The sequence below is a fragment of the Alkalibacillus silvisoli genome (assembly GCF_039521975.1).
Classification (GTDB): domain Bacteria; phylum Bacillota; class Bacilli; order Bacillales; family Alkalibacillaceae; genus Alkalibacillus; species Alkalibacillus silvisoli.
Genome location: NZ_BAAACZ010000008.1, coordinates 21,623 through 44,410, shown reverse-complemented (window position 1 = coordinate 44,410; position 22,788 = coordinate 21,623). Strand labels below are relative to the sequence as shown.

At 36.2% G+C, this 22,788-nt stretch carries 22 protein-coding genes and 1 riboswitch; of the genes, 3 read left to right on the top strand and 19 right to left on the bottom strand.

Annotated elements, in window-relative coordinates; translation table 11 throughout:
• Positions 1–215: 215 nt before the first annotated feature.
• The 5 genes from rlmD to betA form a co-directional block, all read right to left on the bottom strand.
• On the bottom strand, positions 216–1,688 hold the full coding sequence (gene rlmD, locus ABDZ63_RS04140; protein ID WP_343781977.1) for a 23S rRNA (uracil(1939)-C(5))-methyltransferase RlmD: 1,473 nt from the start codon (positions 1,686–1,688) through the stop codon (positions 216–218).
• 110 nt (positions 1,689–1,798) lie between these two features.
• On the bottom strand, positions 1,799–3,322 hold the full coding sequence (locus ABDZ63_RS04135) for a SulP family inorganic anion transporter (RefSeq protein WP_343781974.1): 1,524 nt from the start codon (positions 3,320–3,322) through the stop codon (positions 1,799–1,801).
• Positions 3,323–3,341: 19 nt separating this feature from the next.
• Entirely contained in the window at positions 3,342–3,929 is a 588-nt protein-coding gene (locus ABDZ63_RS04130; protein WP_343781973.1) for a xanthine phosphoribosyltransferase, read from the bottom strand.
• Positions 3,930–4,081: 152 nt separating this feature from the next.
• Positions 4,082–4,183: riboswitch (purine riboswitch) on the bottom strand.
• Positions 4,184–4,335: 152 nt separating this feature from the next.
• A complete protein-coding gene (betB, locus tag ABDZ63_RS04125; RefSeq protein WP_343781971.1) occupies positions 4,336–5,808 on the bottom strand; it encodes a betaine-aldehyde dehydrogenase in 1,473 nt (490 codons plus the stop codon).
• A 99-nt stretch (positions 5,809–5,907) separates the two neighbouring features.
• A complete protein-coding gene (gene betA / locus ABDZ63_RS04120) occupies positions 5,908–7,593 on the bottom strand; it encodes a choline dehydrogenase (protein WP_343781969.1) in 1,686 nt (561 codons plus the stop codon).
• 402 nt (positions 7,594–7,995) lie between these two features.
• Here betA and recQ point away from each other — a divergent pair, with 402 nt between their 5' ends.
• Complete coding sequence (gene recQ, locus ABDZ63_RS04115; RefSeq protein ID WP_343781968.1) at positions 7,996–10,149, top strand: DNA helicase RecQ; 2,154 nt, start codon at positions 7,996–7,998, stop codon at positions 10,147–10,149.
• Between the two features lie 167 nt (positions 10,150–10,316).
• On the opposite strand, the gene ABDZ63_RS04110 is transcribed toward recQ, so the two are convergent.
• On the bottom strand, positions 10,317–10,739 hold the full coding sequence (locus ABDZ63_RS04110) for a hypothetical protein (RefSeq protein WP_343781967.1): 423 nt from the start codon (positions 10,737–10,739) through the stop codon (positions 10,317–10,319).
• Positions 10,740–11,100: 361 nt separating this feature from the next.
• On the opposite strand from ABDZ63_RS04110, the gene ABDZ63_RS04105 reads away from it, so the two are divergent.
• Both ABDZ63_RS04105 and ABDZ63_RS04100 read left to right on the top strand, forming a co-directional pair.
• Positions 11,101–11,736, top strand: a complete 636-nt coding sequence (locus ABDZ63_RS04105) for a pentapeptide repeat-containing protein (protein WP_343781966.1) — start codon at positions 11,101–11,103, stop codon at positions 11,734–11,736.
• A gap of 312 nt (positions 11,737–12,048) precedes the next feature.
• The gene (locus ABDZ63_RS04100) at positions 12,049–12,573 is read left to right on the top strand and encodes a tubby C-terminal domain-like protein (protein ID WP_343781965.1); all 525 of its coding nucleotides are present in this window, start codon (positions 12,049–12,051) and stop codon (positions 12,571–12,573) included.
• 106 nt (positions 12,574–12,679) lie between these two features.
• On the opposite strand, the gene ABDZ63_RS04095 is transcribed toward ABDZ63_RS04100, so the two are convergent.
• The 13 genes from ABDZ63_RS04095 to ABDZ63_RS04035 form a co-directional block, all read right to left on the bottom strand.
• Positions 12,680–13,174, bottom strand: a complete 495-nt coding sequence (locus ABDZ63_RS04095; RefSeq protein WP_343781964.1) for a hypothetical protein — start codon at positions 13,172–13,174, stop codon at positions 12,680–12,682.
• Positions 13,175–13,184: 10 nt separating this feature from the next.
• Entirely contained in the window at positions 13,185–13,514 is a 330-nt protein-coding gene (locus ABDZ63_RS04090; protein ID WP_343781962.1) for a hypothetical protein, read from the bottom strand.
• 382 nt (positions 13,515–13,896) lie between these two features.
• Positions 13,897–14,649, bottom strand: a complete 753-nt coding sequence (locus ABDZ63_RS04085) for an HIRAN domain-containing protein (RefSeq protein ID WP_343781961.1) — start codon at positions 14,647–14,649, stop codon at positions 13,897–13,899.
• Complete coding sequence (locus tag ABDZ63_RS04080; RefSeq protein WP_343781960.1) at positions 14,646–15,497, bottom strand: HipA family kinase; 852 nt, start codon at positions 15,495–15,497, stop codon at positions 14,646–14,648. The genes ABDZ63_RS04085 and ABDZ63_RS04080 overlap by 4 nt, the downstream gene beginning before the upstream one ends.
• Positions 15,498–16,254: 757 nt before the next feature.
• A complete protein-coding gene (locus ABDZ63_RS04075) occupies positions 16,255–16,587 on the bottom strand; it encodes a phage head closure protein (protein ID WP_343272991.1) in 333 nt (110 codons plus the stop codon).
• 12 nt (positions 16,588–16,599) lie between these two features.
• Complete coding sequence (locus ABDZ63_RS04070) at positions 16,600–16,824, bottom strand: hypothetical protein (RefSeq protein WP_343781958.1); 225 nt, start codon at positions 16,822–16,824, stop codon at positions 16,600–16,602.
• Positions 16,825–16,835: 11 nt separating this feature from the next.
• Positions 16,836–18,476: a terminase large subunit gene (locus tag ABDZ63_RS04065; protein ID WP_343781957.1), complete on the bottom strand. Its 1,641-nt coding sequence runs from the start codon at positions 18,474–18,476 to the stop codon at positions 16,836–16,838.
• Positions 18,473–18,826 carry a hypothetical protein gene (locus ABDZ63_RS04060; RefSeq protein ID WP_343781956.1) on the bottom strand — a complete coding sequence of 118 codons (354 nt, stop codon included), beginning with the start codon at positions 18,824–18,826 and terminating at the stop codon, positions 18,473–18,475. Before ABDZ63_RS04060 ends, ABDZ63_RS04065 begins: the two co-directional genes overlap by 4 nt.
• A gap of 122 nt (positions 18,827–18,948) precedes the next feature.
• Entirely contained in the window at positions 18,949–19,260 is a 312-nt protein-coding gene (locus ABDZ63_RS04055; RefSeq protein WP_343781955.1) for an HNH endonuclease family protein, read from the bottom strand.
• Positions 19,260–19,538 carry a head-tail connector protein gene (locus tag ABDZ63_RS04050; protein ID WP_343781954.1) on the bottom strand — a complete coding sequence of 93 codons (279 nt, stop codon included), beginning with the start codon at positions 19,536–19,538 and terminating at the stop codon, positions 19,260–19,262. Before ABDZ63_RS04050 ends, ABDZ63_RS04055 begins: the two co-directional genes overlap by 1 nt.
• Positions 19,539–19,599: 61 nt before the next feature.
• A complete protein-coding gene (locus ABDZ63_RS04045) occupies positions 19,600–20,817 on the bottom strand; it encodes a phage major capsid protein (RefSeq protein ID WP_343781953.1) in 1,218 nt (405 codons plus the stop codon).
• Positions 20,818–20,819: 2 nt separating this feature from the next.
• On the bottom strand, positions 20,820–21,404 hold the full coding sequence (locus tag ABDZ63_RS04040; RefSeq protein WP_343781952.1) for an HK97 family phage prohead protease: 585 nt from the start codon (positions 21,402–21,404) through the stop codon (positions 20,820–20,822).
• On the bottom strand, positions 21,376–22,584 hold the full coding sequence (locus ABDZ63_RS04035; protein ID WP_343781950.1) for a phage portal protein: 1,209 nt from the start codon (positions 22,582–22,584) through the stop codon (positions 21,376–21,378). The genes ABDZ63_RS04040 and ABDZ63_RS04035 overlap by 29 nt, the downstream gene beginning before the upstream one ends.
• Positions 22,585–22,788 lie beyond the last annotated feature (204 nt).

Sequence of the window (22,788 nt, the reverse complement as noted above, 5' to 3'; positions counted from 1 at the left end):
AAGCGTCTGTTCAAACTTTATTCTCACAAAATGCCTGATTTGTTATGACTTTTTTATGAATGTTACAACTTTATTGTTGGGTTACATCTTGTACAAAAACCATGGGAAACCCCTGATCTAAAAGGATTTCCCACTTTTTCTTCTCTCTCTATTCAAAACTTTTTTACCTAAAAAACACTGTTTTTACAAAACTTTATTATCGATTCAAATGTTTTTTATCGGTTTACAAATTTCCTAACCAACTTCGCAACTGACTCGACATGATAAGTTTGAGGAAACATATCAACTGGTTGGATTTCTTCAACGTCATAGCCATTCTTCACTAAGTACTTCATATCACGCGCTTGTGTTTCTGGATTGCAGGATACATATACAACGCGCTTCGGCTTAAGTTTAACAACGCTAGATAAGAATGCTTCATCACTCCCGCTTCGAGGTGGATCTAGAATGACGACATCGGCTTTCTCATTACGATTAGCCATCTGCACCATAAACTCACCAGCATCACCTTGATAAAACCTAGCGTTATTGACACCGTTACGTTTTGAGTTGCGAATTGCGTCACGGACTGCATCGTTGTTCAGTTCAACTCCGATTACTTTTCCTGCTTTTTGACTTGCGACAAGCCCAATAGTACCAATTCCACAGTATGCGTCAATGACGGTATCTTGGCCAGTCAATTCAGCCATTTCAATCGCTCTTCCGTACAATTTTTCAGTCTGAACTGGGTTGATTTGATAGAATGATTTAGGTGAGATCTCGAACTTCATACCACATAAAGTGTCTGTAATCGTTCCTTTTCCAAACAGCACTTTCTCTTGACCACCGAGAACTATGCTTGTGTCTCTATCATTCACATTTAAAAGAATCGTTGAAATTTCAGGGTGTTCTTTCCTTAAGGCTTTAACAAAGTTGTTCTTACCTTTAAATATCGGTGAAGCAGCAACCAACACGACCATAATCTCTCCACTAATTTTACCGACTTTAATAAGCACGTGCCTCAGGAATCCTTGTCTTGTGTCTTCATTATATGGTTGCATTTTAAATGACTTCATCATGCCCTTAATCGTTTGGTTAATTTCATCTGCTTTCGGATCATGAATTAAACACTTTTCCATATCGAAAATTCGGTGAGTGTTTTGTGCATAAAGACCACCTATGATTTGGCGATCCTTATTAAGGCCGTACGTCGTATGGTTCTTGTTTCGATAATCATATGGATGGTCCATTGTTAAGACCTTCTCTGGCTTAACGAATGGCTTCATCAACTGATTAATCGTTTGTTGTTTAAAACGACCTTGTGCCTCATTACTCATATGCTGAATCTGACATCCCCCACACTTAAAATAATACCTGCAAGGTGGCTTAACTCGGTCTTCTGATGGCTTGATGACCCGCTTCACCTTTGTATTAATAAACTTACCATTTGTCGTTACAGCAACTTCTGCCGTTTCACCAGGTAATAAATACGGCACTTCAATTTCCTTACCTTCCCAATCGACAAGACCCTGACCATTACTCGTGAAACCTTTACAAGTCACTTCAGCTGTTACTGTCTTTTGACCTTTTTTAGAACCATGGGGGTTAACTTGATTCTTACGGACTGAATGATGAGGTTTATTATTCTCACCATGTCGCTTACGATTTTTATTTGGCTTTCTTTGTGAGTTGTTTTTTCGTTTCGCCATAAGCACTACCTATCTTTTCTTATTCTTTGACATTTCATTATATACTACCCAATAACGTTAGTAAAATCCAAGGTTTAAATGCAAAGTTGACCCGAAAAGATAAAGAATATTTAAGAAGCTGCTCGTTGTTTAATTGATTCATTGTCCGTTATTTCCACCGTATTGTTCGCTTCTTTATAAGCAAAATAAATAAAGAAAACAGTAATAATTAAGTAAGCCATGAAATACTCTGAAGCAGCATTAAATGCTAACTCTGGTGCGTGCATAAACCCAACAAAAGACAACATAGCAGCAATTAATGAAAAAATACTGGCTTTAATGAACTTTCGATCAATGACAAACACGGTTATCGCACCTAAGATAATAGCTGTAAACATCGCCCCTTCCCCAAGTGGTACGATCCCTTGAGAAATATCTGAAACTACCGCACCCGCCTCCGAATTAAATCGTGTCATTACGTAATTCGCAAAGTATGGTAGCATGGCAATCGTAATAGCAGGATAATATTTTGTTTCATTCGACTGAAAAGCAGTCCCAACCATTGAAAGCCCAACAAATACAAGGATTGGGGCAATAGCAGCTAATGGAATGATGGCTGACAAGGCTGCAATCACACCTGTAATAGCTGCAACACCAAACACAATAGCATTTAAAATACTATAACCTCGACCAGCCCCCATTTCTTTAGATCCTACAGAGGCAATATAGACAGTCGTAGGGAATAAGCCACCAAAGATGGAACCAATCATTGTGCCAGTACCATCCACAGCTTGACACTCACGTACATCATAACCATCACCAGCTGCATCCATCGCATCAACATTGTTCATCGTTTCAATCGAATTATATAATGTAATCGGTAAAATAACAGCTAACAATCCGACTAAAGCTGTAAATAAATAACTCATCCCATCAAACGCAGCTAAACTCGGAATTAGCGGATAAAAACCAACATTAGCTAATCCCTCAGCAATTTGCCCAGTCGATTGATATCCTAGAGTAAAAGCTAAGGTCGTCCCAATGACAATCGCAAATAGTGTAGGAGGGATATTAAATGGCATAGCTATTTTTCCAATAACACCAACAATAATAATAACAAGCGCCACTAACCCAACAACAGGAATGGAAAATGTATTAAATAACATCTCACCAGCTACAAATGTTAGTGCTACACCAGCAAGAGCACCTAACAGGGCAGCTCTAGGGATTTGTGCACGAATCCAGTTCCCTGCAACACTCGCTATAACTTGAATTAAGCCGCTAATAAATGCAGCTGCAACAGCAATTTTCCAAGCAAGTTCATAATTGTTCGTTAACGTATAAGCAGGTACTAACACACCAAATAAAAAAACAAACATAACAGGTGTACTGATCCCATAAGATAGAGCTGTAACATCAGATCGACCTTCTTTTTGTGCAAGGCGTTTGGCCATGTAAGCATAATATAGATTCCCAATGATGACAGCAACTGCCGCTCCAGGGATTACCTGTCCAAATACAATACTAGTAGGAAAGCCTAAACCTAACATCGTCACAGCTATAATGACAAAGTTCGCTAAATTATTTTGAAATAAAGCAAAAAACGCATCCGTATCTTCTTTTTTAAACAATGGATAATTTACTGTTTGATTCATCACTGATGCTCCTCACCATCTATTTTGTCGCTAGTTCTTCTAAAAATGTCACTTTCGAACCTTCTAATGATTGAATTCGAGCTAATGATTCGACTCTAAATCCTTCTTCTTCTAGCTTCATTCGTCCATCTTGAAAGCTCTTCTCAATGACAATACCAACCCCAGCGGCAGTTGCACCTGCTTCTTTTACAACATCGATTAAGCCGAGTGCGGCATTCCCGCGCGCAAGAAAATCATCAATAATTAATACATGATCATCAGAAGATAAATAGCTTTTCGATACAGTGATGTTATTCATTTCCTGCTTCGTGTACGAATAGACACCACTTGAATAAACATGGTCTGCCACTGTTAGAGATTTCTTCTTACGAGCAAAGACAAGTGGCACACCTAGCTCATTTGCAGCCATAAAACTCGGAGCAATCCCCGAAGACTCAATGGTTAGAACCTTTGTAATCTTACAATCTTGAAATCTATTAACAAATTCTTTTCCAATATTGATCATTAAATTCGTATCTATTTGATGATTTAAAAATTGATCTACTTTTAACACTTCATCAGATAAGACAGAGCCTCTCTCTATAATAGCTTGCTGTAATTGTTGCATATGGGTACCTCCTTAAGATTTAACTTCTAATAAAAAAGCCGAATGCCAAGAGCCACTTAGACTATAAGTGACTCTTGGCATTCGGCACATTCTATACTAAAGAGTAGTACGAGAATATAAAGGGCTATAGAAGGATCAATTTCCTGCTACTCCCCTATTAAGATATCACTTGTAGTCAAGTCATTTACGGTAACTTGGTAGAAACTTGTGAGCCATATCCCCACGATTATACAAGTAGTTTTATTCAATTGTTCGGCTATTAGGAAGATTATATCCCATTAACTAATAAATTTGAACCCCAAAACACAAAAAAACGAACAAAAACATAATATGGAAATTTTATCAATCAATACAAAAGCCACTAACATGTCCAATGGGTGGACATATTAGCGGCTTTTCCTTTATATTAGAACCAATTTAATGGTTCAGGTTTTACATTTTGTAAAATATGCTTCGTTTCTGTATATTCTTCAATCCCTAGCTTACCTAATTCACGGCCAATACCTGACTGTTTATATCCACCCCATGGCGCGTGTGGGAAGTAAACGTTGAATTCGTTAATCCAAACGGTACCCATACGCATCTTTGCAGCACAACGCTCAGCTTTTGTAATATCACTCGTAAACACACCACCAGCTAGACCGTAAATTGAATCATTCGCTAGTGTTACTGCTTCTTCTTCAGACTTAAACTTCTCAACTGTAATAATTGGACCGAACGCTTCATCTTGAACGATGTCCATATCTGTTGTGCAATCCGTGAAAATCGTTGGAAGGTAGAAGAAACCGTCTTGTAGTTCTGGGTCTTCAGGACGCTTACCACCAACAGCTAATGTTGCACCTTCTACGATTCCTCTTTCAACATACTTTTCAACTTTTTCAAGGTGTTCAGCTGAAATGAGTGGTCCCATTTGTGTATCGTCATCAAAACCGCTTCCAAGCTTAAACTGCTTCACACGTTCAACTAACGCATTAACTAAATCATCATGAATGCTCTCTTCAACGATTAATCTAGTACCAGCTGAACAAATTTGTCCTGCGTGGAAAAATACACCATTTAAAGCTTGATCAACCGCTAATTCAAAATCTACATCAGCGAAAATAACATTCGGGTTTTTACCACCCAATTCAAGTGCAAGGTTCTTCATGTTAGAGCTTGCTTTTTGCATAATTTTCTTTCCAGTAGCAATACCACCTGTGAATGAAATTAGGTCAACGTCGACACTGCTTGAAAGTTCATTACCTACAGTATGACCTGCACCCAGTACTAAGTTAGCAACACCAAAAGGAACACCCGCTTCTTCCATTAATTCAAACGTTTTAAGTGTTGTTAGTGGTGTAATTTCACTCGGCTTCATCACTAACGTATTACCTGTTACAAGTGCTGGTGCTAGTTTCCAAGACGCTTGTAGTAGTGGGTAATTCCATGGTGTAATTTGACCACATACACCGACTGGCTCATGAACCACTTTACTAATAGAGTTTGGTATTGGTGATTCGATCATTTCGCCACCATTTTTATCAGCGAGTTCAGCATAATAATGGAAAACACCTGCAATATCGTCCATGTCTCCACGGCTTTCTTCCACTGTTTTACCTGTATCTAACGACTCTAGACGTGCTAGCTCTTCACGGTCACGCTCAATAAAGTCAGCAATTTTACGAACGATTTGTCCACGTTCTATTGCTGGCATACTTGCCCAATCACCTTGATCAAATGCTTCTCGAGCAGCACGGATGGCTTCTTTGGCATCAGAGTCATCACCTTCTGGAACCGTTGCAACAACTTCTTGATTATATGGGTTAATAATGTCACGCGTTTGACCTGACTTAGCGTCTACCCATTTACCATTAATGTATTGTTTTAGTTTTAAATTCAAAGCGATCAACTCCATTTATAAAGTATTATTAAAAGTCATAATAGGCGCTTTAAATGCCACTAGATGTGAAACATTCAAACAGCGCCTATTTAATTTTATTTAGCTTTTTACTTGATCTGCATCAGCTGCTTCAACATGGTGACGGTAATAATCTAAATAAAGTGGCTCTAATGCCTTCTTACCACGGATTAAGTCTGCTGCTTTTTCAGCAAGCATTAAGACAGGTGCGTGAATATTACCATTCGTAATATGAGGCATAGCTGATGCGTCAACAACACGAACGTTTTCTAATCCATAAACTTTCATAGATTCAGGGTCAACAACAGCCATAGGGTCTGATTTAGGACCTATTTTCGCTGTACAAGATGGGTGAAGGGCCGTTTCAGCATCCTTCTTAACCCAGTCCAAGATTTCATCGTCTGTATTAACCTCAGGTCCTGGAGAGATCTCACCTGAGTTATATTTCGCCATAGCAGGCTGTGACATGATGTTACGCGTTACGCGCACAGCTTCAATCCACTCACGACGATCATTTTCTGTTGATAAATAGTTGTACACCATACTTGGATACACTTTCGGGTCTTTTGATTTAATTTTTAATGATCCACGCACATCAGAATACATCGGTCCTACATGTACTTGAAAACCATGTTTGGCTTCTGCTTTCTGACCGTCATAACGAACCGCAAGTGGCAAGAAGTGGAACATTAAGTTTGGATAAGGAACCTCTTCATTTGAACGAACAAAGCCACCACCTTCAAAATGGTTCGTTGCTGCTGCACCTTTACGCGCTAATAGCCACTGAAGGCCAATCCACGGCATTTTCAGTTTATTTAAACTCGGTTGTTCTGATACAGGCTCTGGACAAGCATATTGAATATAAGCTTCTAAGTGGTCTTGTAAGTTCTCACCTACACCTGGTAAATCAACAACTGGTTCAATGTCTAGTGATTTTAAGTGTTTAGCATCACCAACACCTGATAGTTGAAGTAATTGTGGTGTATTAATAGCACCACCAGCTAAAATAACTTCACTAGCTTCTACTTTGTGTTTTTTCCCATTACGTTCATATGTTAATCCTTTTGCACGACGACCATCGAAATCAATACTTGAAACAAACGCACGTGTTTTAATCGTTAAATTTTTTCGATGTTTAATCGGGTGTAGATAAGCACGTGCCGCTGACATACGACGACCATTCTTTAAATGCTTATCAAACGGGCCGAATCCTTCTTGACGATAACCATTAACATCAGGTGTACGTGAATAACCCGCTTGAACAGCTGAATCAAAAAACGCTTGGAACAGTGGGTTTTTAGCAGGTCCTCGTTCTAAAGTGAACGGGCCATCAGTTCCACGATAAGGATCATCCTTATCTGCTGCCACTGTATTTTCTAAACGTTTGAAATATGGAAGACAATGGGCATAATCCCATGATTCCATACCAGGTTCTGAACCCCAACGCTCATAGTCTAATGGGTTACCACGTTGATAAATCATACCATTAATTGAACTTGAACCACCTAGCACTTTACCACGAGCATGCTTAATACGTCGGCCATCCATATAAGGTTCTGGGTCTGACTCATACATCCAATCATATAATTTCTTACCAGCTGGGAATGGTAGAGCTGCTGGCATTTGAATTAATAAGTCCCAGGCAAAGTCTTTACGCCCTGCTTCTAGAACGAGAACACTTTTACTACTATCTTCACTTAGACGGTTTGCTAAGATCGACCCAGCACTGCCGCCTCCTACAACAACATAATCATATCTTTCTGTCATACGTAAAACCTCCTCGAATATTTGAATAACAGCAAGGATGAGAATGTCCTCTATATAAAAGGGGGGTGAATGCGACACATAAAAAACCGAATCATCACTTGTGTTAATTTTATTAAATTTTTTCTTAATGAATTTAACAATTTTAATATAACACACGACCAAAAAGCTGTAAACTGTGAAGTAGCTAGATTATTAAATTTCTTACTTAATAGAGTCCTTTAGGTATTCGAGGGGTGTGCTTTTGGAGATACTGGAGGGTAATTGAGTTTCTCATTAAGGCAGTTGCCATATCCATAGGAAACTACTATTAATAAGAGACTACCACGACATAAACCATATTATAAAATGTTATAATTGACTTAATTGCAATTACATATAAACGTACCTAAAAGGGGGATCAATTTGATTAACCAAGCAGTCCATACACTCAATCACTACTATGGGTTCTCTTCTTTTCGCCCTGGACAAGAAGAAGCGATTCGTTCGATTTTAAACAAAAACAACACGTTAGCCATCATGCCAACAGGTGGTGGTAAATCGTTATGTTACCAAATTCCTAGCCTTGTTCTAGATGGAACGGCGATCATTATTTCCCCACTTATATCATTAATGAACGATCAAGTTGAGGCATTGAACGCAACCGATATTCCAGCCACCTACATAAATAGCTCACTCGATGGATCTGAACAACAACATCGACTGAATGAAATGGTAAACGGCAACTATAAAATGGTCTATGTCTCACCAGAACGTTTTGAAACACCTCACTTTTTGAATATGCTAGAGAAGGTTGACCTTTCCTTAATCGCATTTGATGAGGCGCACTGTATTTCTCAATGGGGGCATGACTTTAGACCAAGTTATCGTTCTGTTGTGCCGTACATAAAGCAACTTTCACAACAACCACCGACGATTGCTTTAACAGCGACAGCTACGCAACAAGTCATTCATGATATTAAAAATCTATTAAACATTGATTCAGAGCATACTGTTGTGACAGGCTTTGCCCGTGAAAACTTAAAGTTTAAAGTCATTAAAGGCGTTAACCCAAATGATTATTTGAACGATTTTATTAATACACATTTAAATGATTCGGGCATTATATACACGCCAACACGGAAAACGACCGATCAAATCTATGAATCTTTATCTGAAAAAGGGATTCAAGTAGCGCGATACCATGCCGGCATGTCCAAGGATGAACGCCAAGTAGCACAAGCTGCTTTCATATCTGACAATGTTCAAGTCATGGTGGCGACGAATGCATTCGGAATGGGGATTGATAAATCAAACGTCCGATATGTCATTCACTATGCCCTTCCGAAAAACATTGAATCGTATTACCAAGAAGCAGGTCGTGCCGGACGTGATGGTGTGGAAAGTGAATGTCATTTGCTCTTTTCACCAAAAGATATTCAGCTACAAAAATTCCTCATTGAACAATCAGACCTTGAAGAAGATCAGAAAAGAGATGAGTACCAGAAGTTACAAGACATGATTGCCTTTTGTCATACGACCCACTGTTTGCAAGGCTACATTTTGGATTACTTTGGGGATCGTCAAAACTTTGATCATTGTGGTAAATGCTCAAACTGTCTTGATGATGGAAATAAAGAAGATATGACGAAAGAAGCGCAAATGATCTTATCATGTGTGAAACGCATGAACGAAAAATTCGGTATTACACTAACAGCTAAAGTGCTAAAAGGGTCTAAAAGTCAGAAGGTAATCGATTTTAGGCTCGACCAGCTTTCAACATATGGCCTACTAAGCCACTATACCGAAAAAGAGATTACTAATTTAATTAACTACTTAGTTGCCGATCAATATTTACAAGTAACAGATGCACAATTCCCTGTGTTAAAACTGACAGCCAATGCCATTCCTGTTCTTAAAAATGAAGAAAAAGTGTGGATGAAAGTTCCAGAACAAAAGAAAGCAGTACAAGCGGGATATTCTGAAGAACTCTTCCAGGCATTAAGAGAGTTAAGAAAAGAGATTGCTGATGAGCAAAGTTTACCGCCTTACATGATTTTTTCCGATGCAACATTAAAAGAATTAGCACGTCATGTACCTGCAACACAACCTGAAATGCTACAAGTCAAAGGAATTGGTGAAAAGAAATACGAACAATATGGGGAGCCATTTTTAACAAAACTAAAAGCATTTCGAGAAGAGAACGAAGAGGAAATCCTGGCCAATCGAACGGCCCATCCCGTTCAACCAAAGATCAAAAAAGAGAAGAAAGACAATGATAAACCGAGTTATTTAGTTTCTTATGAGCTATTTACAGATGGCAAAGACATTGATGAGATTGTTGAGGAACGTACACTTGCGAAAAGCACCATCACCAGCCACTTATTCAAAGCATACGAAGAAGGACATACACTTGATTTAGAGAGATTTTTCACAGGTGAGGCAGAACAAGAGATTTTAACAGTTATTGATGAATTGAAATTAGAAGAGTTTCGCTATAAACCCATTAAAGATGCATTACCCGATGACATCACCTATACGATGATTAAGGCTGTTTGTTTGAAGCATGAACTCATCTAATGCAGGAAGCTCCCCCAAGTGACGAGTCCTTAAACAAAGACGTAGTTCCCTACCTACCTAAAAAAAGCATCTCATCAATTAGAAACAGTTGATGAGATGCTTTTGTCTAAAATAAACAATACGAGGAGACTATGGCGAGTTCCAAGTAATGAATCTATTTTTCATGTTTACCTTGCTTTTTTCTTCAATTTGTAAATCTCTTGATCATGTTCACTCATTTTATGCATCACAAAATCCAGCTTTTCTTCTACTCGTTCTAACCGTTCATTGGTTTCTTTTTGGGTAGCAGAAAATTTGTCTTGTCGTGATGAGAATTCGCCTAGACGTGATGAAAATTCGCCTTGTCGTGACGAGAATTCGCCTAGACGTGATGAAAATTCGTCTTGTCGTGACGAGAATTCGCCTAGATGTGATGAAAATTCGTCTTGTCGTGACGAGAATTCGCCTAGATGTGATGAAAATTCGTCTTGTTGTGACGCAAGTTCATTTAACCGAACAGAAAATTCCCTTTGCTGAGATGAAAGCTCCTTTTGACCAGCAGACAGTTCTTTAAGAGCTTGCATAATTGTATTCATTTGATCTTCAGTCATCCTAACGCCTCCTAATTTCGCTATTTTACCTTGACGTTTTTAAATCAAGTTGTCGAATACTAGGTACTGTTTATTATAACTTAAAAACACTATGATGCCCATAAGAAGTATGGAGAATCATAGCGTTTTTTGTTTGCTTGAGAAACTAAAGGCATTGAGTAATAACCTTAATCATACTTCAATTGACCAGTTACACTTAATTAGACAGATTCGATCAGGTCATATACACTTGGTTCAAATACAATTCCGAGGTGACTAAATATGGCACGAATCCAAGAAGAACACTTACCAAAGAATTTATCAACCTCCTCCCTCTTTGAAACCAAGACACAGACATCATCAGGAGGAAGGGAGATATACAATGAAAATTGAGGCCCCCAAGATCCCTGAAGATTTAATGGAGAGAAGATTTACAGATATTTTTTACGAAGAAGAGCCAGAATTTGAAATGTGTATGGTTACCGATTCAGAATTTGTAGACGAAGCACTTGAGCGATTGCGACTATATAAAACAGTGATTAGGAATTGTAATTTCACTAATACGGATTTTAACCGAATTGATCTTACCGATGTGCGCTTTGAGAATTGTGATTTATCCAATGCTAATTTGAGTAATGCCTCCATGAATCGTGTTGAGTTTCATAATTGTAAATTGCTAGGTAGCAACCTAACAAAGTCTTTTATCGGTAATACAAGATTTGTCGAATCAATTCTTAATATGGTTATGTTCAGTAACTCAAAACTTGAAAAGGTGACTTTTAATGATACTTTGTTAGAAAGAGCTGACTTTTTCGACTGTAAGCTCAAAAAAGTAGAATTTCTTTCATGTAACATTAATGGAGCAAGCTTTGAAGAGACACCATTAAAAGAAATTGATATAAGCACATCCGAATTTGATTCTTTAATTGTTTCAATGGAGAACTTAAAAGGATGTAAAGTATCAACGTCTCAAGCGATACAATTTGCTTCGTTATTAGGTCTAAAAATTCAACGTTAAATCTTATGTACTCAAACGCACACGTAACAATTTAATTATAATGAAACTCAAAATTAAAAGTTTAGAACTTTTGAATATGTTATTAGTCCATCCATAAAAATCCCCCCCTTACTCGAATTTTTGTAAGGGGGGGATTTGATAGAGAATTATTAATCTATAGGATTTATTACTTTTCATCATTTCTATGGATGAAATACTGTTGCATTATCTTGTTATTTTTTAATAACTATATCGTTACGATCAACATGCTTAGAATCTAAAATAATTCTAAAGGATATCTAAATAGGTATCTTATCCAAGGAGATAAAGGTTATGTCTAATTATAAATTATCAATTCCCATACGTTTCACTAAAGAATGTCAATTATACGATAAAAATAATAATGTACTATTCACCATTAATGGATTTCACAGACGGATATTTGAACGATTATTATATTTAATACGCCTTCAAATTAACTTAAAAGGAACAGATAACAACGGTACATTTGTAAGAGTGATTCATAAGCCTTTTAAAGAGTCCGGTTTTAAGGGAAAGTGGGATGTTTTTATTTATAATTTTGATAAAGAAGTAGCTCATTATTCTATTATCAATAATACTAAAATCAAAACAGAAATGAATATGGAATACCACAAAGGAAATTCTATTATTAAAATGACTTCTTCTACATTAGACAAAAAATTATATTTTCAAGAGTTACAATCTTCAAAAGTTGTAGCCACGGGTGATATGCCAAGAATATACTTAAAACAATTAGATTATGAAATATTAGACAATTCATTTATTGAGAGTTGGGAAGTTCCTTTATTATACTATTTATTTTTATCTTGGAAATGATTAACAACAACATTAGCCCAACCGACACCAAGGACAAGCAACCAAACTCAAATGCCCCACTCCGTCGACAGTTAGACAAATAATTTTAATTTTCAGGAACAAATTTTCAATTAAATGATGAAAAAAGTAAATCATCAGTTAACATTCCAGGCTCCTGTTCAGTAACTTTAATTTGTAAAATTGACCCTGCATGAATCATTATATACATATGTTCAACCCCTAGTACAATAGAAGATAAATATTCCTTACTATTTTTACTGAATCCATATCCATGAACCTTTGTGATTAAGTTGTGTTCAGTTGAAAAACTAGAACACGCTATAATATGATCTTGATTAGGTTCTTCCGTTAGTTCATATTCAAAGGGATATGGGTCTTTTTGCTCAAAGAGAGTAAGAAAATCATCTCCATCAGGATATTCAGCGCCAATTATCCTCCAGTAATGCAGTTTATGTGATTTTTGTTTGCAAAATTTTAATAACAATTCATTCGAATAAAGGCTCAAATCATTACTTATTTGATTAATGTGAAGAGGGTTCGAAAACATACCTAACAACAACCACTCGTTATTTGAATCAGTACTCTTCCAGTTCATTTTCAATAATTATCCCTCATTTTTGTATTATAGTTAAGTAAAAACGCTTAAAAGCTTCACTCAATACTTCCATTTGGTACACAAATTTTATTGAATTGGTAAATATCTTATCTGTTTTAGTGGAATAAGGATAGCTTAAAGTCCAATGGTTGGCGGTTGTAGACCTATAATAAGTTACTGTTTTCCCTTCGTATGCCTTTATATATTTACCATTTCCAATTTGTTGTTGGTTGCCTGGCATTCTCTGAAAATCGTACCATGCTTGATTTTGTCCTCCTGATTTATTGTAGTTATTAACTCTATTAGTACTATTAGTTAAAGTGGCAGCCGATCTTAAATTTCTCAAATATCACTTGGACATTGTATTGTTATATCATCACTATACTTTTTAAATTCATCACCTTCATAATCCACTTCAGAACTTAATGGGTCAAAACTTAAAGGAGACAACCGATTGGACTTGCATTCACTGTTGATGACAGGAGAAAGGTTAAGGTAAAACAAAAGGTGCAACGATAAGTAACTTAAACAGTTTTCTTTGCATAAGCATACCTCCATTAATAAATTTCTCATTGTTCTACCTCATTAACTAATAAGATTTTTCCTCCAAAAATGAAATTCCTTTTAAAACTCACACCTGCCTATAGTAAACCTTTATTTATTTCTACTGTAACTATTTTAACGGAATAAAAAAAGAAGCTAAACATTTTTAACAATGTGATTAGCTTCTATCTTAAAAGTTGTATCTCATAGTCTTTTTTAAAGTCCATTTTATTTAAATCTTTACTGAACTTTCCCACTACTGCAATATTAACTTTTAATTGAGGAACTGCTTTAGGATTCACAGTAGCAATATTTGCATTATAAGTGCTGCTATTTTTAATAACTTCATACATGAAACCACTATAAAAAGCAGGAATATAACCTAACTTTTTTCCATATTTGTCAGACAAGACGATAACTGCTTTACTATCTTGTTCATTATCGGGGTCTAATTCAAATCTTACCTGTTCCCCCGGTTGTATATTGTGAATGATTTGATCACCATCATAATGTCGCCACCCAGCAATATAAAAATCGAAATCAAAGTGACTATTACTAGTGAAAATTGGTGCAACAAATTCATATGTGTCAGTTGCTAGTCGACCACCAGTAGCTCGTAACAGATCCATATTTGTATAATCAGTTGGTAAGCCTAGGTCTTGAAGAATAGAATGAAAGTCTGGTCTTTTATTATCCGGTAATCTTCTTGCAAACGGACCAAATAATTTGTTTGAAGAATAAGTTTTATTAATATCCGGAAAGGCTAAATGGGGCTTATACCCATTTTCCATTGCTTCCTTTAGCTTTCTACGATAACCACTATTCTCATATCTAAAGCTATAAGAATCACTATCATGCAATAATCTTCCAATATGGTAACGTTGTCTTGTTTGTGGGTTCTGCCAAATTAACCAAAGTTCGTATGCATGTTTATTCATATCTTCTTTCCTCCTTCATACCAACTATGTAACCAGTCTTTCCTAAAAAGCAATAACTTAAAAACCCAATCTTTATAAAAATCATTCATTATATCATTAGGTATTTCATTTAATATTTCTTTCACCATCTGTTCATTCATATTAAGTATTTGGTTGAACGCTTTAGTGAATTCGTCTGGATATTGTTGATTTAATACTTCTAAGACTTCTAAATGCTTTGGTTTTCGTTTGTCATCCAACCCGATAAGTGTTTTTCCACGATTACAAAAACCTTGTAAAGTCCGATTATCATTTAATGCTTTACTTATATAATCATCACTGGTATTAAATCCGAGTGAAGTTCCGTTATCATAAATAGGAGATAGATTATATTCATTATTCTTTGTAATTATTCCCCAATTATCACAGTGACGATCCTGATTTCCGATTAACGCATCAAATATTGGTATTTTTACAAATTCACTTTCTAACTTATATGGCTTAAGTGCCTTAATAATATTAGAAATCGTGTAGTTGTTCAAATGGTACCTATCAAATTCTTGATCAATTGCGAAGAATAAATCCCCGCCTTCATTTAACTCTTCATTTTTTTCAACAAAATTCTTAGCTAGAGTACCTATTTGTCCACGGAAATCTGCAAAGCATACATCCATCATCGGAAAACCTAACTTTTTTCCCAATAAACTGGATATTACTTCAGCCCAATTTTCATTCACAGTATTTTTAGGTACCTTAAATAAGAATTTATCGTCCTTGTCATTAGGTTCATATACCCAGAACTTTTCGCGTGTACCTGAAGCTTGTCGCTCTAAATCCTTTTCCCAATCTGATATATTAATTACTTCCATTAAACCTTCCTCGTAAATCCATATATAAACATTATACTGCAACATCCCTTAAGTGTCACTACAAACATCAAGTTGATGCATTTATCTAATAGGTGACTGTCTAATATAGCCCAAAAAATGACTACAATCCTTTAATTAAGTATTAAATAGAATATAGTTTTAGGTTCCCTTTTCTTAAACCACCTGCCATTAGGAATAATACAATTTTCCCCACCTTTAGTATTTTAAATTTCACCCTCGGTAAGGGAAATTTTAAAATCAACAAAAAAAGCTCCTCACTTCTCAAAGTAAGGAGCTTTTACCCATTAAAATTACTTAATCGCAATTAAAGTCTGTTAAATCAACGTATAACAAATCGGACTACATCATGCCCGGCATGCTTTAACCTATAAAACATGAACAAATATAGGTTATAAACCCCATTAAATCAACCTTTTACATTTTAGCTTATCAATGAAAAGGCTGTAAATTAAACCCTAACATGAACAAAACATGAACATTGTACATGTCACCTACTTATATGACATGTTGCCTTTTGTATCTACCATTATAACATAAAACATGATATAATATAGGTGTAGCTACAATATTAGGAAAGGGATGTGATAATCATTCCTCCTAAAATTAAAATAACCAGTTATTTTTAACTGGCTTGTTGGTTTGTTTTTTAATTCATTATAATTTCTTGTTTGGAAGTCACTGCTTGTGGCTTCTTTTTTTATGCAAGAAAAAGCCGCCCTGTTATAAAGGCGGTTTGTTATTTGTTTAATATAGCATTACCAATGATCGTGATAGTGTAGTTATTTTCATCATCATTAGTGATACTTTCTATTTCATAAATCAATCCCTTATATTTTATCTTCATGTGTGCCTTAATACCTTTCATATAACGGATGATAAAGCGTGATTTCCCCTCATTACCTGCAAGCTTGGCAATGTTAAACTCTCTACCTTTCATGGTTCTAATATCTGCCCATGCCTTAGAAAATAATACTTCTTCTTTATCGTCCGGCAATGGTGAACCTCCCGGCTTTTCCTCAATAATTTCTATGCGGTTCTTAAAGTGATATGATGTTCTATAATCTGCCATTGCTTTTACCTCCTAAATATCATCTAACAAGCTTTTTGGTTCTTCCTCTAGGTAGGCTTTATATTGTTCTTGGTTTGCGCCTACAACATAAGCTGTATTATAGTAAATCTGTCCATTATATATGTCGGCAACCTTTGTACCTACATGAATAAGCTTCCATCCCTTTTCAAGATAACCGTTTGCCCTACTGCCTGCGCCATCATCATCAAATTCTAATGTAAATACAATTTCATTCATTATTTTACCCCCTATAATGCCCTCAGAAATTCTTCATAGTGTTCAAACAAGCCTACATAAGCATCTAGCATTGAAGCTGTTCCATCTATTCGCATTTTTGCTGTTTGCGCCTTAATCGGTACAATATTACCGTTCCTATCTGTTTCCACACCTGTATTAGTTAAGCACCATTTAAGCATAGGATGGTTATTGTAATTGATTTTCTTAGCTTTCAAATCCTGCCCCATCTGCTGCATAGGCAATGAAAGAGTTCTAGCCCCTTGGATACATCTTTCCATCTTAAAGCCATGCTGTTCCATTTCTTCAACCCAATACCTAGCACTATATGAATCATAATAGATCCATAAAGGTGTAATGCTATATTCTTCTAACATTTCCATGAACCAAGCTGTAATATCACCATAATTGATGGTATTTCCATTACATAAGCGCAACAAGCCCTGTTCATACCATTTATCATAAGGGATTTTATCAATCTGTACCCTTTCATTAAAGCTATCACGTGGAAGCCAATACATCTGATGAATATAGCGTTTTTCTGTTTCCTTATCTACAAATAGAAGTGTAGCGCAACTTAAATCAGTAGTAATGGATAAATCTGCACCACCAATGGCATAACTTCCCTTAAAATCATCAAGATTATAGGTTTCTTCATTGTTTATATCATCAAAAGTAAGCCATGCTGCATTAACGGTATCCCTTATATTAAAATCCTTTGTAAGAAGTCCTCCAAGGTCATTAGGATTGTTTTTTGCCTTGTCAACTTTACGCTTTAAATCATCAAGCTTTTTAATGCTACCTAGTGCAGGATTCGCCTTTTGCCATGCTTCCTGCTCTGTCCATTCTTTCTTTTTATCCAATTCATACATGATAGGAAGAAAGCTATCATCTTGGTACGTTCCATCTACCACATTACAAGCGTATTCGTACATATCATCAAATATATTGCCCCTTGTCGTTCCTGCTGTTGTTATCATTACAAGCAATGGATCTTGTCTTGCTGATTGTGATTGCTTCATAACTTCATACAAATTACGGTCTTGAATAGAATGTAATTCATCAATAACCACAAGGCTACTATTCAAGCCATCAAGTGTATTACTGTTCTTGGCAAGCGGCATGAATTTTGACATTGTATGCCCAAAGTACAAATCACTTTTACGCTTGCGTATATGCTTAGAAAGATGCGCTGATTGTTTTATCATATTGTGGGCTTCATCAAATAATATTTTTGCCTGGTCACGTTTGGAAGCAATGCTATATATTTCTGCGCCGCCCTCACCATCTGCAATGAACATATAAAGGGCTATTCCTGCCAACATTGTGGATTTTCCGTTCTTACGCGCTACATAGAACATACTTTCTTTAAATCGCCTTATGCCTGTTTCCTTATCAATAAAGCCAAAGAGTGCAGCAATATAAGCCTTTTGAAACAATTCCAATTTAACTGGCTTTCCTGCCCATTCACCTTTAGAATGTCGGCAAAACGTTTCTATAAATTTAATTGGTTTATTAGCCTTGTCCACATCAAATATATACTTCTCTGATTCGTTTATTTCACTTACAAGCCTTTCATATTGCCTATATATCCTTTTAGATACTATTACATCATTGCTTTGTATTGCTTTCCAATATTCAAGAACATAGTTCATTCTCCTTTATCCTCTAAGAAGTCAATTAACGGATCTTGAGTATCTTTTTCATCTGCTACTGGCAATAGGTCAATGAATTGCTTGTAAACTTGTGTATAACGTTGGATTGTCTTGTTATATGCTGTTAGTGCAGGATGTTCCCTTAAAAATTCCTGCTTACCTTGCTTGAACATGCTTACTGCCCCATCTGTTTCTACTTGTTCCTTAAGGTTCTTCATAGTATTTTGCATGAATACAAGTTCTTCATATAGCCCTTGTGCAATAGGTTTTCTATCTTCCGGGATTTCTTTCAATAACTTTTTAACTTTCCTCATATCGGTTGAAATGATAGGTTTCTTTTTCTTTGTCATGGTATATCACCTTTTCTTATCGTCTTATTATTGTATATAAGCAAATACTTATCTCTCCCTTTATATAAAATATCGTATGGAGGAAAAGAAAGGTATCTGCACCGGTTCTTTAGCCGCTTTTCTTAGTAACCAATAGGGGGTACATATTTTTGTACAAGGTTTCCATCTTCATCAAATCCTAGTCCATCTTGTGTGATTGATGCTTTATGATGTTCTTCATTATGGCAATCTTGGCATAGTGCTTCTAGTAAATCCCAATTCAATGTAATGTTAGGATCATATATGTTACTTGGTGTAATGTATATCTTATGATGGCAAATCTTTGCAGCATCCCCACACCTTTCACATACATAGTTCTGTGATAGCATGTATCCTATCCTGCACTTGATCCATTCTTTACTTGTGTAGAAGTCCTTAGCATAATCATGCGCCATTACATTCCCCTGCCTACTGCTGTAAGTGCAACAAGCAATGTATCAATAGTTCTTTTAAGTCTTACGCTGTCTTGTCCTTGTGGATCAAACCATAATTGTAATATAAACTTGGTTACTGTTTGCGCTAATGGATGAACCTTATCATCATCTACCCACGTTCTGCCTGTCGTTGCTTCTAGGTAGCTTGGTATTGATTCTAGTAATGGTAGAATGATTGGATCGTTATCCTGTCCATCAACTCTTAATGTATCCCTTGCTTCTTCTATATCAATCAACATTGTATGTCCTCCTTATTTAAGAAAAGGGATACCAGCATTGTCACTGATACCCCTAATAGTTTTATGCCCCTGCTTTTGGTGTCAACTTAATAAAGGCTTCATCTACTAATGGTTTAGTATCTGCAATAGCCATTGCTCTATAATCTACAAGCCCACTCTTGAAGCTTGATTCTCTTGATGTTTCTAACATTAAACCTTGTGGCATGTTATAGCCCATGTAATTGAAATCACCAAGGATGATGGTATCATCTGCAATGTTGTCATCAATAACAACCTCTTTACCTAAGATGCGCCCTACTGATTCATTCTTAGGATCTGCAATAAAGATAGGTCGCTTGTTATCATCTACCAAGCTATAAACCTTGTTATAAAGAGTAGCATTATTCATAGCGAATTTTGCCCCTTGTGCATATCCTCGCTTTAACTTAGCAAGTGCGCCTGTGAAATCTGTGTACTTGCCTGTTAGGTCTAGGCTGTTGGATTCATCCCATGTAATGCCTGCATCAATCCCTGTGCCTTTCTTATCTCCATCACCATTAACAAGTGCATCTGCAATGGTTTCCATTACACAATTGGTAAGTTCTTCAATTAGATAAGATTCAAAGGCTTGTACAGTCATTTTCTTAGCTGCTGCACTAATGGAAAAAACTTTGATAATCTCATAGCCATTAAATTCAACTGCTGCTGTTGATACCTTTTCACTGTCTACTTTTTTGCCTTCCTCATGCCATTCTGCTTTATTGCTCGGTGTTCCAATAGGTACGCTGATGTTAGTAGGAATATTGAAGTTTCTAACATGTCCAATAAGTCCACCCATAGTACGTGCCTTTTTGATAACCTCGTTTAATGTTTGCGTTGGCAATACTGCTGCGGCATTTGTCGTTGTATTAAATTTATCTGCTCGGTTTTCCTTATCCTGTTGATCCATGGCAGCATTAAATGTACGTTGTTCCACATCATTTAAGGATTGCCCTAGCATTGTTTTATAGAAAGCTGAACGATATTCCGGGCTTTCAAATACATTTTCTGTCGGTACTTGGTTATGATTGAAGCTAGTTCCTGTTACTGGATTGAATTGCGTTCCTTGATTGCCCTGGCTACGTTGTTCAATGTTTGCCTTAGCTTCTTTCAATCCATCTAATTCAATGTTCAATGCTTGTACATCTGCGTTTGCATCTGTATCAATAACCTTGCTGATTTCCTGCGCTCTTGATTCGATTACCTCTAGTGACTGACTTCTGTAATAATTAAATGCTTCTTGTACTGTTTTGAAATTCATAGTTAAATACCCCTTTTCAATAATTGATTAATTTTAATTTTCGCTTGCTCTTTCCGTTTTTCTTCTTGCTCGGCTTCTTGCATTTGGTTTCTTGCTTCAACTGATGCTGTTTGATATGCAGGAAAGTTTACAATGCTGCACTCATACAGTTTATTGATACGTGATATAGTTCTTGTTCTTTTTTCCACATCATAGGATTGCCCATCTCTATCACATGTGAAACTGAATGACATACCTGTCATATCGCCCCGGCTTACTGCCGTATAGACGGAGCGTGCTTCTTCTGTATCGGGCAATACTGCCCTCATATTTAAGCCTTTTTCATCTGTCCATAATTCCATGGTTTTTGGTGTTTTTGCTAATGGAATTTTATTATAATCATGGCTTACAAGAAGCCTAGTATCTGTTAGATCTACACCATCAAGGGCATTGCGTTGTATTACCTCTGTATATTGCCCCATTGGATCATTTATCTTTGTTGGTGTGTTGAATACTATCGGTGTTCCTGTAATAACCATTTCTTTACTTTCGGATTGTTCTGCTCTAATTTCTATATGTCTAGTTTCTTTCATTGTTTTGTTGTTCATTGCTTTTACCTCCTTGGTATTGATCCACTAATTCAGAATTAACTACATTCAATGTTTGAAGCCTTTTATCTCCATCCTCAACTGGTGGCAAATTCAATATTTCTAGTCCTTGATTGATTGTAAGAAGCCCAAGCGGTACTAATTCCTTTAGAATGTTTGTTTTGCTGTCGTTTGAAGCAAATTGCAATCTATTAGATTCAAATATGATAGTATTGCCAAAGGCTTGTTCTCTTTCTGTAAATAGCTTGTCTGTTAGTTCTAGGCTGAATTGCAATGATAATGGTTCTATTACTGATTCATAAAATGCAGCCCATTCATCTTCTGTATAGGTACTATTTACAATAGATTCACTAATTCCAAGATATTCATAGATTTTCTTCTTTACACTTTCAAGCTGTTTATCATCTATTGTTGTATTCTGCATATTTAACGGTGTATATTCTGCCTTGCTATCTAATGCAGCAATGCCCCCATGATTCTTAACTGTTAAATAATCTTCTATGAAAGCTTCTTTTTCTTCTTTTAGCTTTTCCGGGCTAAGAACCTGGTTATATTTGAGTATCCCTCTAATGGTTGCATTACTTTTAATAGATTCTTCTAGCCCTTCATTTTGCGTATGTGCCAAGTCTAGTGCAGGCATAATGGCTGTATTAGAATCACCTAGCAAATCATTAGAATTATAGAATCGCCTTAATATCAATACTTCTGACATGTGCAGCGTTACTTGTTCACCGCTTGAAAATAAGAAGCGCAAATACATTTCATTTGTTGGATCTGTTACAAATTCCACATTCACTGGTGATAATGGATACATAGCTTGTAAATAGCCCCTATCATCCTTTTGTAAGAAAGCATAAGCATTGTTATGCAAATAGTAATGAGTTACCAATTTATACACCAAGTCATATGCGGTCATGTATGGATTCGGTCTTACTTGTAATATTCGATTAAGGTAGTGATCCCCTTGTAATCGTTTGTTATTGTGCTTTGAATATACAATGTGTTTCCCTTTTAGTTTTGCAGCGTTTCTTGCAATGGCATCAATAGCAGCCCTGTATATATCTGATTCATAGGCATTACCACTGAATGGGGTAAATGTTGAACCGCCTGCCATTACTTCTGCTCGATATGTTTCTACTGGCTCACGTAAAAACTTAAATATCTTGTTAAATAAGCCCATCTGTTCACATCCTTAATTTACTTTTTATATTTAACAATAAACGTGTATGAATAATAATCATTTGTATCAACTGTTACATGGCTTGTTATGTCCACAATCTTGAATACGTTTTGTATGCAATGTTCAATAAAATCATTTATTTCATATTCTGCTTTTTCGGGCGTTTCCGCTTCAATAATTTTTATTCTCACTTTTTCACCTCTT